This is a genomic window from Streptomyces caelestis (assembly GCF_014205255.1).
GTDB classification, from domain to species: domain Bacteria; phylum Actinomycetota; class Actinomycetes; order Streptomycetales; family Streptomycetaceae; genus Streptomyces; species Streptomyces caelestis.
This window is the reverse complement of record NZ_JACHNE010000001.1, coordinates 6,513,430-6,526,699: the sequence shown is the minus strand read 5'-3', so window position 1 is coordinate 6,526,699 and position 13,270 is coordinate 6,513,430. Positions and strand designations below refer to the sequence as shown.

Here is a 13,270-nt window from a genome sequence, read left to right as displayed (position 1 = left end):
TCTGCGGTGTCTCCAGCGCACGTAACGCGTGAGAGGCCGGACTTGTGCCCGACCTGAGGCGGAGATTTTGCCTCACATCAAGGTCTGTTACTCAATCGACACCCAACCGGACTCCTCACGAGTGATCGGCTTGGATGGCGATGGGGACCGTACACGGTCCGAATGCCGCACTTCAAAGGCGTCTCACCGTGTACTTCCCGTGATCACGACCCCCGAAAACCGGGATTTTCCCGGCTTTCCGACAGGAGACATGATCACGGAGAGTAGATGGCCGGAAAGGCGTCCCTGTGATCGATCACACATGCGGCACGTTCGGTGAGATCTCGAAAATTCCGCGTAAAGCGAACATCCCCGTTTGCCACCGAGTTGATCGGCGACATGATCTCAGACGGGCAGCGTGACTCGCATCACGAGCCCACCCCCTTCCCGCGGCTGTGCGTAGATGTGCCCGCCGTGCGCCCGGGCGACCGACCGGACGATGGACAGACCGAGTCCGACGCCCTTGTCGCTGCCCGTGCGCTCCGTGCGCAGCCGCCGGAACGGCTCGAAGAGGTTGTCGATCTCGTACGCCGGCACGACCGGGCCCGTGTTGGAGACGACCAGGACCGCCTGGCCGTGCTGCACCTCCGTGGTGACCTCGACCCAGCCGCCCTCGGCCACGTTGTAGCGCACCGCGTTCTGCACCAGGTTGAGCGCGATCCGCTCCAGCAGCACGCCGTTGCCCTGGACGACCGCGGGCTTCTGCTCGCCGCGGATCCGCACGCCCTTGGCCTCGGCCTCGCCGCGCACCTGGTCGATGGCCTGCCCGGCGACCTCGGCGAGGTCCACCGGGCCCCGCTCGACGACCTGGTTGTCGCTGCGGGCGAGCAGCAGCAGGCCCTCGACGAGCTGCTCGCTGCGCTCGTTGGTGGCCAGCAGCGTCTTGCCGAGCTGCTGGAGCTCCACCGGGGCGTTCGGGTCGGACAGGTGCACCTCCAGGAGCGTGCGGTTGATCGCCAGCGGTGTCCGCAGCTCGTGCGAGGCGTTGCCGACGAAGCGCTGCTGGGCGGTGAAGGCGCGCTGGAGCCGCTCCAGCATGTCGTCGAAGGTGTCCGCCAGCTCCTTCAGCTCGTCGTCCGGGCCGTCCAGCTCGATCCGGCGGGACAGGTCGGAGCCCGCCACCGCGCGCGCGGTGCGGGTGATCCGGCCCAGCGGCGACAGGACGCGCCCGGCCATGGCGTAGCCGAAGGCGAAGGCGATGACCGCCAGACCGAGCAGGGCCAGGAGCGAGCGGCTGAGCAGGTTGTCCAGGGCGTGCCGGCGCTGCTCGTTGACGCACGCGTTCATGGCGTTGTTGAACTCGGCCGGCGAGGCCTGGTCGGGCAGGTTGCAGATGTCGCTGGTGACCTTGCCTTCGACGATCTTGAACGGCAGCTCGCTGCCCACGTTCAGCGCCTCGGCGGCCAGCAGGTAGATGATCGACAGCAGCAGGATGCCGGCGATCAGGAACATGCCGCCGTACAGCAGCGTGAGCCTTATGCGGATGGTCGGGCGCAGCCACGGAAAGGGCGGTGCGGGCCTTCTGGGGTCCCAGGTGGGCTTGGGGGGTGCCTGCGGGGGCGCGGGAGTCGCTGCCACGGGGTATCAGATCCGGTAGCCGGAGCCGGGAACGGTGACGATCACGGGCGGCTCGCCGAGCTTGCGGCGCAGGGTCATGACCGTCACGCGCACGACGTTCGTGAACGGGTCGGTGTTCTCGTCCCAGGCCTTCTCCAGCAGCTGCTCCGCCGAGACGACGGCGCCCTCGCTGCGCATCAGCACCTCCAGGACGGCGAACTCCTTGGGCGCGAGCTGGACCTCCTTGCCGTCGCGGAAGACCTCGCGGCGGTTGGGGTCGAGCTTGATCCCGGCGCGCTCCAGGACCGGCGGCAGGGGCACGCTGGTGCGCCGGCCGAGGGCGCGCACGCGCGCGATGAGCTCGCTGAACGCGAACGGCTTGGGCAGATAGTCGTCGGCGCCGATCTCCAGGCCCTCCACCCGGTCGCTGACGTCGCCGGAGGCCGTGAGCATCAGCACGCGCGTGGGCATGCCGAGCTCGACGATCTTGCGGCAGACGTCGTCGCCGTGCACGAGCGGGAGGTCGCGGTCGAGGACGACCACGTCGTAGTCGTTGACGCCGATGCGCTCCAGGGCGGCCGCACCGTCGTACACGACGTCGACGGCCATGGCCTCCCGGCGCAGTCCGGTGGCCACCGCATCGGCGAGCAGTTGCTCGTCCTCGACGACGAGTACGCGCACGTCCCTGGTCCTTCCTGGTGTCCACCCGCGTAGCGCCGTACAGGCGCAGACGGGCAGGGGGCTTCGACGGGTGTGTTGGTGTGTTGCCCTCCATCCTGCCCTTTTCGGCCATAAGTCGGAGGTAAGGCGGGTGGCGGGACGGGGCCCGGGGCGGAATAAGAGATTTTCTCCTCCGGTTAGGTTTCCACGGATAGGAGCTTGGGGAGGACGGCTTTACATCCCACGATCACGCTCTGCTTGTACCGCACCACCATGCGGTGCGCGTCAACCCGCTTCCGCAGGGCGGGCGTGGGTGTCCGGCACCGTCGCCGCCCAGCTGAGCGGCGCTGGGCATCCACCGGAGACGTGATCGTCCCTTCCGAACGGCACACCCCCGTGCCATCGACCCACGACCCAGGACGAGGGGGCGCAGCATGGACGCATTCACCGCAGGACTTCTGCAGCGCATAAGGGCGACCGAGTCCGATCTGTCCCGGGCTCGCGACGAGGGCGACGAATTCCTCGTCGAGGTGGAGCAGGGCGAGCTCGACGACCTGCGCCGTCTCGCCGCCGAGCACGGTGTGGAGGTCAGCGCGACGAGCGTCTGACAGGCCGTACGGAGCGGGCCCCGGCGAATCCAGCGCCGGGGCCCGCTTCGTCGCTTCACGGCTCGCGTGCGGCCGCTGCCCCTCGCCTACGGCCCGTGTGGCCCTGCCTACGGTCCGTACGGCCCTGTCAGTCGTGCCACGCCCCGGAGTCCTCCAGCAGGCGCTGGAGGGGCTCGAAGACGCCCGGGGTACCCGCGACTGCCAGATCACCCGACGGGCGCTCTCCGGGGCGTCCACCGGTCAGCGCGCCCGCCTCCCGGGCGATCAGGTCGCCCGCCGCGAGGTCCCAGGCGTGCAGGCCGCGCTCGTAGTAGCCGTCGAGGCGTCCCGCAGCGAGGTCGCACAGGTCGACGGCCGCCGAACCGCCCCGCCGGATGTCGCGCAGCAGCGGGATCAGCCGCTGGGCGACGGCGGCCTGGTGGGCGCGGACCTCGGCCACGTAGTTGAAGCCCGTCGAGACCAGCGCCTGGTCCAGGGGCGGCGCGGGACGGCAGGCCAGCCTGCGCTCGCCGTCCCAGGCCCCGGTGGCCCAGGCTCCGCCGCCGAGCACCGCGTGGAAGGTCTCGCCGCGCATCGGGACCGTGACGACTCCGACGACCGTCTCGCCGTCCTGCTCGGCGGCGATGGAGACGGACCAGGTGGGCAGCCCGTACAGGTAGTTGACCGTGCCGTCGAGCGGGTCGATCACCCAGCGGACGCCGCTCGTGCCCGCCGTGGCGGCGCCTTCCTCGCCGAGGATGCCGTCGTCCGGGCGTCGCTCGGCGATCAGGCCGGTGATCAGCTTCTCGGCCGCGATGTCCATCTCCGTGACGACGTCGATGGGGCTGGACTTGGTCGCGGCCACCGCGAGGTCGGCCGGGCGCCCGTCCCGCAGCAGCGCGCCCGCGCGCCGGGCGGCCTCCTGGGCGAGATCGAGCAGGTCCTTGTGCAGGGGGTCGGTCACGGGGCTCCTCACGCGTAGGGGCTGTCGGCGCCCGCGGCGGCGGGCCGGGGGGCGCGGGCCGGGCAGCAGCCGGCCGGGCAGAGGTGGTGGCTCGCCCCCAGGGCGCTCAGGGCGCAGGGGGTGACCTCCTGCCCGCGCTCGACGGCGGCGCGCTCCACGACGAGCTCGCGGACCGCGGCGGCGAACCTCGGGTCGGCGCCGACGGTGGCCGAGCGGCGCATCGGCAGCCCCAGCTCCTCCGCCCTGGCCTTGGCCTCCGTGTCGAGGTCGTACAGGACCTCCATGTGGTCGGAGACGAACCCGATGGGGGCGACGACCATGGCCGGGACGCCGGCCGCGTGCCGCTCCTCCAGGTGGTCGCAGATGTCGGGCTCCAGCCACGGGATGTGCGGGGCGCCGGAGCGGGACTGGTAGACGAGCTGCCAGGGGTGGTCGACGCCGGTGCGCTCCCGGACGGCGTCCGCGATCAGCTTCGCCACGTCCAGGTGCTGACCGACGTACGCGCCGCCGTCGCCATGGTCCTCGACGGGGCCGGAGGTGTCGGCGGCGGCCGTCGGGATCGAGTGCGTCGAGAAGGCGATGTGCGCCCCGTCCCGGACGTCCTCGGGCAGCTCGGCGAGGGACCGGAGCACCCCGTCGATCATGGGCTCCAGGAAGCCGGGGTGGTTGAAGTAGTGCCGCAGCTTGTCGACCTTCGGCAGCTCCAGCCCCTCCGCCGCGAGGGCGGCGAGCGAGTCGGCAAGGTTCTCGCGGTACTGGCGGCAGCCCGAGTAGGAGGCGTAGGCGCTGGTGGCGAGGACCAGGATGCGGCGGCGGCCGTCGCGGACCATCTCGCGCAGCGTGTCCGTCAGATACGGCGCCCAGTTGCGGTTGCCCCAGTAGACCGGCAGGTCCAGGCCGTGGTCGGCGAAGTCCTTGCGCAGGGCGTCCAGCAGGGCCCGGTTCTGGTCGTTGATGGGGCTGATCCCGCCGAACAGGAAGTAGTGCTGCCCGACTTCCTTGAGGCGCTCCTTGGGGATGCCGCGCCCACGCGTCACGTTCTCCAGGAACGGGACCACGTCGTCCGGGCCTTCCGGGCCGCCGAAGGAGAGCAGGAGCAGGGCGTCGTAGGGGGTGACATCGCGCGCGTCTGGCATGAGTCGATCCTGCCACCCTGCACTGACAGCCGGGAAACGGCGGGGTGACACCTGCGCGGCGGGCGGTCCCGGGGTCGGCCTGACGGGTGCGTCCGGCACGCCCCGAGGCGTAATCTGTCTCGACTGCGTTCGCAGCTTACTGAGCCTTTCGGAGACCCCGTGCCCAGCCCCTACCGCGCCCTGTTCGCCGCCCCCGGCAGCAAGCGTTTCTCCGCCGCGGGCTTCCTCGGCCGGATGCCGCTGTCGATGATGGGCATCGGCGTCGTCACGATGGTCTCCCAGCTCACCGGCCGGTACGGCCTGGCCGGTGCCCTGTCGGCCACCATCGCGCTGGCGGCGGCGGTGGCCGGACCGCAGGTCTCACGGCTGGTGGACCGGTACGGACAGCGGCGGGTGCTGCGGCCGGCGACACTGATCTCGCTCGCCGCGGCGGCCGTCCTGCTGTTCGCGGCGCACTACGGGTGGCCGGACTGGGTGCTGTTCGTGGCGTGCGTCGGCATCGGCTGCGTACCGAGCGTCGGCGCGATGATCCGGGCCCGCTGGGCGGCCCTGTACCGGGGCACCCCGCAACTGCACACCGCGTACTCCTTCGAGTCCGTGGTGGACGAGGTGTGCTTCATCTTCGGGCCGATCATCTCCATCGGCCTGTCCACAGCCTGGTTCCCGGAGGCCGGTCCGCTGCTCGCCGCCTGCTTCCTGGCCGTCGGCGTCTTCTGGCTGACCGCGCAGCGCGCCACCGAGCCGGAGCCGCACCCGCGCGAGCACCGTGGCGGGGGCACGGCCATGCGCTCGCGGGGCCTACAGGTCCTGGTGGCCACCTTCGTGGCGACCGGGACGATCTTCGGGGCGGTCGACGTGGTCACCGTGGCCTTCGCCGACGAGGAGGGGCACAAGGCCGCCGCGAGCATCGTCCTCGCGCTGTACGCGGCCGGTTCGTGTGTGGCGGGCATGGTCTTCGGACTGCTGCACTTCGCAGGGGCCCCGGAACGCCGGTGGTTGCTGGGCGTGTGTGCCATGGCCGTGAGTATGATCCCCCTCCTACTGGTCGGAAACTTGCCGTTTCTGGCCGTGGCGCTGTTCGTTGCGGGTCTGGCCATCGCTCCGACGATGATCACGACGATGTCCCTCATCGAAGAGCACGTACCACGCGCGCAGCTCACCGAGGGCATGACCTGGGTGAGCACCGGACTCGCGGTGGGGGTCGCACTCGGCTCCTCCGCGGCCGGCTGGGTGATCGACGCGGCCGGGGCGCGTGCCGGGTACGGGGTTCCGGCGGTGGCCGGGGCCGTCGCGGTCGCGGTGGGTTTCCTCGGATTCCGTCGGCTCAAGCGGCCGGCTACGGGTCGGGGAGGCTCCGTTGAGCAGCACAGCGAACGGAAAGAACGGCACGTGGCGTAACTGGGGCGGCAACGTCTCCGCGCGGCCCGCGCGGGAGGTCACCCCGGCCTCCGTCGACGAGCTGGCCGCCGCCGTGCGGCGGGCCGCCGAGGACGGCCTGAAGGTGAAGGCCGTCGGCAGCGGGCACTCCTTCACGTCCATAGCCGCGACGGACGGTGTGTTGATCCGTCCTCAACTGTTGACCGGCATACGCGACATTGATCGCGACGCCATGACCGTCACGGTGGAGGCCGGCACGCCGCTCAAGAGACTCAACGTGGCCTTGGCGCGCGAGGGACTGTCGCTGACGAACATGGGCGACATCATGGAGCAGACGGTCTCCGGGGCCACCAGTACCGGCACCCACGGCACGGGCCGCGACTCCGGATCGATCGCCGCCCAGATCAAGGGCCTGGAACTGGTCACCGCCGACGGCTCGGTCCTCACCTGCTCCGAGAAGGAGAACCCGGACGTCTTCGCGGCGGCCCGCATCGGCCTCGGTGCCCTGGGCATCGTCACCGCGATCACCTTCGCCGTGGAGCCCGTCTTCCTGCTCACGGCCCGCGAGGAGCCGATGCCGTTCGACAGGGTCCTCTCCGACTTCGAGGAACTCTGGGCCGAGAACGAGCACTTCGAGTTCTACTGGTTCCCGCACACCGGGAACACCAACACCAAGCGCAACAACCGCAGCGCGGGTCCGGAGAAGCCGGTGCCCCAGCTCCAGAGCTGGTTCGAGGACGAGTTCCTCTCCAACGGGGTCTTCCAGGTGGCCAACTGGGTCGGCCGCGCGGTGCCCGCCACGATCCCCGCGATCGCCCAGATCTCCAGCAAGGCCCTGTCCGCGCGGACCTACACCGACATCCCTTACAAGGTCTTCACGTCTCCGCGCCGGGTGCGCTTCGTGGAGATGGAGTACGCCGTTCCGCGCGCGGCCGTCGTCGAGGCGCTGCGCGAGCTCAAGACGATGGTCGACCGCTCCGGCCTGAAGGTCAGCTTCCCCGTGGAGGTGCGCACCGCTCCGGCGGACGACATCACTCTGTCCACCGCCTCGGGCCGGGACACCGCGTACATCGCCGTCCACATGTTCCAGGGCACGCCCTACCAGCGGTACTTCACCGCGGCCGAGCGAATCTTCACCGCGCACGAAGGCCGTCCGCACTGGGGCAAGATCCACACCCGGGACGCCGAGTACTTCTCCCAGGTGTACCCGCGCTTCGGCGAGTTCACGGCGCTGCGGGACCGCCTCGACCCTGATCGGCGGTTCCAGAACGACTACTTGCGGAGGGTTCTGGGGGCGTAGGGGACGCACTCGGGGTGGTGTTCCCCGGGGCCTCGCTCCCCTCCGAGCTCGGTGTGGGCGTCGGTGCGGGGGCCGCGTGCCGTACCGCCGCCCTCTTCGGGTGAGGGTGAGGCGACCCCGCCCTCGGGGGTGCCGGTGCCGGACGGGCTGTTCGTCGGTACACGGTCGTTCAACTGCGCAAGAAGGGGACGCGTGTCCGAAACTGTTAGTTCCGTTTCCGGTGGTTACGTGAAGTTCCCCACGTTCAAGATCGAGGAAAGCGGGCAAGGGACGGCCAAGTCCGACCCCTTCCCAGAAGTTGGGCGGCGCGCCAATCCACGCACGTGGCCCGAATGGAGTACTGTTGCGAGCCCTGGGTCCGGTCTCCTGTCAGGGTGTACGGGGCCTTTAAGGACCGCCGGGAGGGGGCTAGTTGCACAGGGTGACAGAATTCGTCACTTAGCGTTGCGAATAGGTAACCGTGCCATAACGGCGATCCAGGGCCCGCGCCCGACACGCCGGGCAACTCGGCAAGGTTGTGGCAGGCTGCACCCGGGCAGGCCACACTCGACTAGCGGAAGCAGCGACGCACGTGACGTCGGCAGGCACCACCCGGGAGGTCCCCATGCCCGAACTGCGTGTCGTGGCCGTCTCGAATGACGGCACACGGCTGGTGCTGAAGGCTGCGGACAGCACGGAGTACACGCTGCCGATCGACGAACGGCTCCGCGCCGCCGTGCGCGGCGACCGTCCTCGCCTCGGCCAGATCGAGATCGAGGTGGAGAGCCACCTCCGCCCCCGCGACATCCAGGCGCGTATACGTGCCGGCGCGACCGCGGAAGAGGTCGCGCAGATGGCGGGCATCCCCGTCGACCGGGTCCGCCGCTTCGAGGGTCCGGTGCTCGCCGAGCGTGCGTTCATGGCCGAGCGGGCCCGCAAGACTCCGGTCCGCCGCCCCGGTGAGAACTCCGGTCCGCCGCTGGGCGAGGTCGTGCGGGAGCGGCTGCTGCTGCGCGGCGCCGAGAAGGACACCGCCCAGTGGGACTCGTGGCGTCGCGACGACGGCACGTGGGAAGTCCTGCTGGTCTACCGCGTCGCGGGCGAACCCCACTCGGCGAGCTGGACGTACGACCCGCCCCGGCGGCTCGTCCAGGCCGTCGACGACGAGGCGCGCATGCTCATCGGCGAGTCCGACGACCTGACGGCGCCCGAGCCCAGCTTCCCGTTCGTCCCCCGGATCGCCCGGCTGCCGCGCGACCGGCCGCTGGACCGTTCCGGCGACCGGGAGCGCCTCAGCCTTCCGGCGCAGGCGTCCGAGCCGGTGGAGGAGAGCGCGGATGAGCGGGACTCGCTGACCAGCCTGCTGGAGGCGGTGCCGAGCTTCCGCGGTGACCTGGTGGTGCCGGAGCGCCCAGCACCGGAGCCCGAGGAGGAGGAGCTCGTCGCCGAACCGGAGGCGGAGGAGCCCCCGGCTCCCGCCGCCTCGGCCGGTTCCGCTTACGCGGACGTGCTCATGCCACGCTCCGTCGGCAGCCACCGAGACCGGCTCGTCGGCGCCACCGACCGGCAGGCCGAGGCCGACGGCGTCCGGCCGGGCCGCAGAGCCGCCGTCCCGAGCTGGGACGAGATCGTGTTCGGGACGCGGCGCAAGAAGCAGGAGTAACCGGATCAGCTTCGGATACGGCTACACGGGGACGAGGGCCGCGCCTTCCGGGTGCGGCCCTCGCTCGTGTCGGGTTACCGGGGATCCGGTCCCACCGCCACCGGCCGGTCCGGATCCGAGGACCACTCCGACCACGAACCCACGTACAGCTCCGCCGGAATGCCCGCGACCGCAAGCGCCAGCACCTCGTGGGCCGCGGACACCCCCGACCCGCAGTACACGCCGACCCGCGCGTCCTCGGCCACGCCAAGCCCCTTGAACCGCGCGCGCAGTTCCCCGGCGGGGAGGAAGCACCCGTCCGCTCCCACGTTCTCCGTGGTGGGCGCCGACACCGCTCCCGGGATGTGCCCGGCCACCGGATCGATCGGCTCCACCTCGCCCCGGTAGCGCTCCCCCACCCGCGCGTCCAGCAGCACCCCGGACCGCGCCAACTCCGCGGCGGCGTCGGCGTCGAGCAGGCCGTCCGCTCCCGGCTCGGGCACGAAGTCGCCCTCGGCCGGTGTCGGCACGGTCTTCTCCAACGGCCCCTCCCAGGCCGGCAGCCCGCCGTCGAGGACCCGCACGTCCGGGTGACCCGTCCAGCTCAGCAGCCACCATGCCCGGGCCGCCGCCCAGCCCTGGCCGCCGTCGTAGACGACCACCGGCCTCCCGGACGACACGCCCGCCCGGCGCATCGCGGCACCGAAGCGCGCGAGGTCGGGCAGCGGATGCCGGCCGCCCTCCCCCGGCGCCGAGGCCAACTCCCGGTCCAGGTCGACGAAGACTGCCCCGGGGAGGTGTCCTGCCTCGTACGCGGCCCGGCCGTCGTACGGCGGTTCACCGGATGCCTTGGCCGCGGTGAGCTGCCAGCGGACATCGAGCAGGACGGGCGGGTTGGCGCCCGTCAGGTCGCTCGCGAGGTCGGATGCGGAGATGATGGCGTTCATGGCTCCATCCTCGCGCAACAGGGATGGCCGAGCCGTCCGTGTCCGGCTACCCTGCTCGGCCGGGCCGGCCCGATGACGCGCTGTACGGGAACAAGCACATGCTGTACAGCTGAACGACCTGCCGATAAGCGCGCCGCAAGGGACAGCGCCCCGCACATCAGGCATTCTCCCGCACAGGGGGCGCGTCCCGCTGGGGCGTACCCACGAGGGCTGCGCAGAGCACGCCCACCGCGAGGCCGAGAAGAGAGTGACGATGACCGACGCTAGGGAGTCAGCCGGCCCGAATGGCGCAACACCCGCTCGGCACACGCCCGGCACGCCCTGCTGGGTGAGCCTGATGGTGCACGGGCCGGCCGCGACCCAGGAGTTCTACGGGACGCTGTTCGGCTGGGAGTTCCAGCCGGGCCCCCAGCAACTCGGCCCGTATGTACGGGCGCTGCTCGACGGGCACGAGGTGGCGGGCATCGGCCGGCTGCCGCCGGACCGTCACCTGCCCATCGCGTGGACCCCCTACTTCGCCTCGGAGAACGTGGATCTGACCGCCGAGACGGTGCGCAGCTGCGGCGGCACGATCGGCGTGGGCCCGCTGGACGCGGCCGACGCCGGCCGCCTGGCGATCGGCTCCGACCCCTCGGGTGCGGTCTTCGGCATCTGGCAGGCCTCCGCACACCTCGGCACGGCCGTCTCGGACGTCCCCGGCACGCCCGCCTGGAACGAGCTGCTGACCTTCGAGTCGGCGACCGTCGCCAAGTTCTACCGGACGGTGTTCGGCTACCAGGAGGAGCCGGTGGTGTCCGCCGACTTCGACTACGTGACCCTGAATCTCGGGGGCCGGCCCGTCGTCGGCATCCACGGGCTGGGGCAGACTCTGCCCCGTGACCGGGGCGCGCACTGGGTGACGTACTTCCAGGTCGCCGACGTCGACGACGCCCTGGACCACCTGGTGCATCTGGGCGGGCAGGCCCTCAAGCCGACCCACGACACCGCGCACGGCCGGGTGGCGACGGCGGCGGATCCGGAAGGGGCACGGTTCGCGCTGCTGCAACGGCAGCGCTGACGGCCTGGCGGCTGGTCGCGAGGGCGAGATCGGCCACACCGCGGACAACACCGCCGCAGCGTCGGCCGTCACCGCGGTCGGAGAGAGACAGGCTACGCGACCCGCGACTCAAGCATCTCGGAGAGCCTCGTCATGCCCCGTGACGTATGGGACTTCACCGCACCGACCGATATGCCCATCGCCTCGGCTATTTCCGCTTCCTTGAGATTCATCCAATGCCTGAGAATCAGGGCCTCGAATTGGCGGCGAGGGAGCCTTCTGAGGGCTTTGACCACCGCCCGCTGATCGTTGTTCAGCAGGGCCTGCTGTTCGGCCGAGTGCACCATGGGCTCACACCGGGGTTCGGCGTAGCGGCGGGCTATCACGAGCCGCCTCAACCTCATACGGGCCAGGTTCCGTACGACCGACCGGAGGTAGCCCGCAGCCGCCTCCGGGGAGCGTAAATCGTCCCAGTTCTTGTGGAGCTGATAGAAGGCCTCCGCGACGATGTCCTCCGCATCAGCATCCGTACCCAAAGTGACGGCAAGCTTGAGCAGACGTGACCGGTATGCGACGAAGAGGTGGGCGATTGCCGTCGATCGATCGGATTCGTGTGTGCTGCACGGAATCAGCGCTGAAGTCATCCCGAAAACCAACTCTCTCCGTAGCCCGCACCCTCGCGCACAGGCCGCCACTTCTTCATCATGCCATGGGCGACTCCGCGCCAACCGGCCGATTTCGGTCACCTCGGCAGCGACCGGGAGCGGAACCCGAAAAATGATAGACGGCATTCCGCATTCGCTTCAGCCTCGGCACGAATACCCGGTGGAGGCGGATGTGACGGACGTCACCAGACTTGTTGGGCATCGGCTGTAAACCGATCCGCGCTTCATGCAACCAAGTGATGTGAAGTGAGCGAGCAGGGCCCCGCAAGGGGTGCGTGCCGCGATTACGCAAAGGGAGCGGCAAGACCAAGCCGCCCTATGCAGCTACACGGGGGAATAACCTATGAAAGGCGCAGGACTTCTTGTCCTGGAAGCGGTGACGACATGGTTGCCGGAGGAGCGTGAGACGGCGTCCGCCGTGGTGGCCGCGGGCCGGATCACCGCCGAGGAGAGCCGCGACCTCGGACTGACCGCGGTCCCGGTGTCCGGGACATCGGCACCGGACATGGCGGTGCTGGCCGCGGAGCGCGCACTCGGCGCCTCGACGTGCGCTCCCGAGGACATCGGCCTGGTGGTGCATGGCTGGCTGTACCACCAGGGCCACGACTTCTGGTCCCCTGCCCACTACATCGCCGCCCGGATCGGGGCCCGCGCCGCACTCCCGCTCGGCGTCCAGCAGATGTCCAACGCCGGCGCTGCGGCACTCGGCGTCGCCGTGGACAAGCTCACCGCAGACGCGTGTCTCCAGGCCGCGCTGGTCACCACCGCGGACCGTTTCTGCCCGCCCGGATTCGACCGCTGGGCCGCGGACTACGGCGTGGTGTACGGCGATGCCGGCACAGCGGCACTCCTGCGCCGCCTGGATCGGGAACGGCCCCCTTCCGGACTCGTTCTGAAGTCACTCGCCTTCGTGACGGACGCCCGATACGAGTCGATGTACCGCGGTCGTGACGAGTTCAGCCCGGCGCCTCTCTGGCGCGACGGCCGTATCGATGTCAGAAGGCCGAAGAAGGCTTACCTGGAGGAGCACGGGGGAATCGCGGCCTTCACCGAATCGGCGCGATCAAGCGTGCGCACCGTCCTGCTGAAGGCGCTCACCGAGGCCGGCGTCGAGCCCGGCGACGCCCGTATTCGCTATGTTGCCCTGCCACGCCTCAGCGACAGTGTTCTCGACATGATGTATCTGCCCGTCCTCGAGGGGCTGGTGGCCGGGAAGACACTGCGGGAGCGAGAGGACAGCGGACATTTGGGGGCGGGTGACATGTTCGCCAATATGGCCAGTATCTCCGCGTCCCCCGATCTCGAATCCGGCGAATTCGCCGTGTTGATCGGCGGCGGTGGCGGCTTTACCTGGTCGTGTGCCGTGGTACAGGCCGTTTGA

At 70.3% G+C, this 13,270-nt stretch carries 12 protein-coding genes; 6 read left to right on the top strand and 6 right to left on the bottom strand.

Features of this window, described 5'->3' with window-relative positions:
* Window positions 1–384: 384 nt before the first annotated feature.
* Window positions 385–1,617, bottom strand: coding sequence for a sensor histidine kinase (locus HDA41_RS29870; protein ID WP_184989366.1), 1,233 nt, complete (start codon window positions 1,615–1,617; stop codon window positions 385–387).
* A gap of 6 nt (window positions 1,618–1,623) precedes the next feature.
* Window positions 1,624–2,277 carry a response regulator transcription factor gene (locus HDA41_RS29865; protein WP_003993508.1) on the bottom strand — a complete coding sequence of 218 codons (654 nt, stop codon included), beginning with the start codon at window positions 2,275–2,277 and terminating at the stop codon, window positions 1,624–1,626.
* 413 nt (window positions 2,278–2,690) lie between these two features.
* Here HDA41_RS29865 and HDA41_RS29860 point away from each other — a divergent pair, with 413 nt between their 5' ends.
* Window positions 2,691–2,864 (top strand): hypothetical protein, encoded by a 174-nt coding sequence (locus HDA41_RS29860; RefSeq protein WP_184989363.1) that lies wholly within the window; start codon window positions 2,691–2,693, stop codon window positions 2,862–2,864.
* Between the two features lie 127 nt (window positions 2,865–2,991).
* Here the strand turns inward: HDA41_RS29860 and HDA41_RS29855 are convergent, their stop codons facing one another.
* Together HDA41_RS29855 and HDA41_RS29850 are read right to left on the bottom strand one after the other, a co-directional pair.
* Complete coding sequence (locus HDA41_RS29855) at window positions 2,992–3,807, bottom strand: inositol monophosphatase family protein (RefSeq protein ID WP_184989360.1); 816 nt, start codon at window positions 3,805–3,807, stop codon at window positions 2,992–2,994.
* 8 nt (window positions 3,808–3,815) lie between these two features.
* Window positions 3,816–4,943 (bottom strand): ferrochelatase, encoded by a 1,128-nt coding sequence (locus tag HDA41_RS29850; protein WP_184989357.1) that lies wholly within the window; start codon window positions 4,941–4,943, stop codon window positions 3,816–3,818.
* Between the two features lie 159 nt (window positions 4,944–5,102).
* On the opposite strand from HDA41_RS29850, the gene HDA41_RS29845 reads away from it, so the two are divergent.
* From HDA41_RS29845 to sepH, 3 genes are all read left to right on the top strand, one after another.
* Window positions 5,103–6,341, top strand: a complete 1,239-nt coding sequence (locus tag HDA41_RS29845) for an MFS transporter (protein ID WP_184989354.1) — start codon at window positions 5,103–5,105, stop codon at window positions 6,339–6,341.
* On the top strand, window positions 6,301–7,620 hold the full coding sequence (locus HDA41_RS29840; RefSeq protein WP_184989351.1) for a D-arabinono-1,4-lactone oxidase: 1,320 nt from the start codon (window positions 6,301–6,303) through the stop codon (window positions 7,618–7,620). The genes HDA41_RS29845 and HDA41_RS29840 overlap by 41 nt, the downstream gene beginning before the upstream one ends.
* 604 nt (window positions 7,621–8,224) lie before the next feature.
* Window positions 8,225–9,262 carry a septation protein SepH gene (gene sepH / locus HDA41_RS29835; RefSeq protein WP_184989348.1) on the top strand — a complete coding sequence of 346 codons (1,038 nt, stop codon included), beginning with the start codon at window positions 8,225–8,227 and terminating at the stop codon, window positions 9,260–9,262.
* A 74-nt stretch (window positions 9,263–9,336) separates the two neighbouring features.
* Here sepH and HDA41_RS29830 read toward each other — a convergent pair whose 3' ends face one another.
* Complete coding sequence (locus tag HDA41_RS29830; RefSeq protein WP_184989343.1) at window positions 9,337–10,188, bottom strand: sulfurtransferase; 852 nt, start codon at window positions 10,186–10,188, stop codon at window positions 9,337–9,339.
* Between the two features lie 253 nt (window positions 10,189–10,441).
* On the opposite strand from HDA41_RS29830, the gene HDA41_RS29825 reads away from it, so the two are divergent.
* Window positions 10,442–11,245, top strand: a complete 804-nt coding sequence (locus HDA41_RS29825; RefSeq protein ID WP_184989341.1) for a VOC family protein — start codon at window positions 10,442–10,444, stop codon at window positions 11,243–11,245.
* Between the two features lie 92 nt (window positions 11,246–11,337).
* On the opposite strand, the gene HDA41_RS29820 is transcribed toward HDA41_RS29825, so the two are convergent.
* Window positions 11,338–11,868, bottom strand: a complete 531-nt coding sequence (locus HDA41_RS29820) for a SigE family RNA polymerase sigma factor (RefSeq protein ID WP_184989338.1) — start codon at window positions 11,866–11,868, stop codon at window positions 11,338–11,340.
* A gap of 397 nt (window positions 11,869–12,265) precedes the next feature.
* Here HDA41_RS29820 and HDA41_RS29815 point away from each other — a divergent pair, with 397 nt between their 5' ends.
* Window positions 12,266–13,270, top strand: a complete 1,005-nt coding sequence (locus HDA41_RS29815) for a beta-ketoacyl-[acyl-carrier-protein] synthase family protein (protein ID WP_230299656.1) — start codon at window positions 12,266–12,268, stop codon at window positions 13,268–13,270.

Coding starts and splice junctions, on each gene's coding strand:
- HDA41_RS29825 (WP_184989341.1), top strand. CDS start 10,442: ATGACCGACGCTAGGGAGTCAGCCGGCCCGAATGGCGCAACACCCGCT.
- HDA41_RS29820 (WP_184989338.1), bottom strand. CDS start 11,868: ATGACTTCAGCGCTGATTCCGTGCAGCACACACGAATCCGATCGATCG.
- sepH (WP_184989348.1), top strand. CDS start 8,225: ATGCCCGAACTGCGTGTCGTGGCCGTCTCGAATGACGGCACACGGCTG.
- HDA41_RS29860 (WP_184989363.1), top strand. CDS start 2,691: ATGGACGCATTCACCGCAGGACTTCTGCAGCGCATAAGGGCGACCGAG.
- HDA41_RS29850 (WP_184989357.1), bottom strand. CDS start 4,943: ATGCCAGACGCGCGCGATGTCACCCCCTACGACGCCCTGCTCCTGCTC.
- HDA41_RS29830 (WP_184989343.1), bottom strand. CDS start 10,188: ATGAACGCCATCATCTCCGCATCCGACCTCGCGAGCGACCTGACGGGC.